The sequence below is a fragment of the Xanthomarina sp. F2636L genome, from assembly GCF_026410195.1.
GTDB lineage: Bacteria > Bacteroidota > Bacteroidia > Flavobacteriales > Flavobacteriaceae > Xanthomarina.
Window position 1 is genome coordinate 1 of record NZ_JAPMLM010000006.1, and the last position, 233, is coordinate 233.

The following is a 233-nucleotide window of genomic DNA, read 5'->3' on the forward strand; positions in this document are numbered from 1 at the left end:
GCCACGACATCACCAGCACAGTTATCTGTTGCTGTTAAATCTATAGGAGCAGGTACATCATCGATACATTCTACTGTTATATCAGCCGGAGCAGCCGGAGCTACAGGTGCCGTAGTATCAGAAACAGTAATAGTTTGCGACACACTAGATGTATTATTACAAGAATCAGTAAAGGTCCAAGTACGTGTAACTACTATGTTACAAGGATCAGAACTATCAGTTGAGTCAACAGG

General features: G+C 42.1%; 1 protein-coding gene. It reads right to left on the minus strand.

The annotated features are described in order from the left end of the window. Positions 1 to 233, minus strand: a 233-nt coding sequence (locus OS191_RS00030) for an HYR-like domain-containing protein (RefSeq protein WP_267153664.1), incomplete at both ends; no start/stop codon positions are given.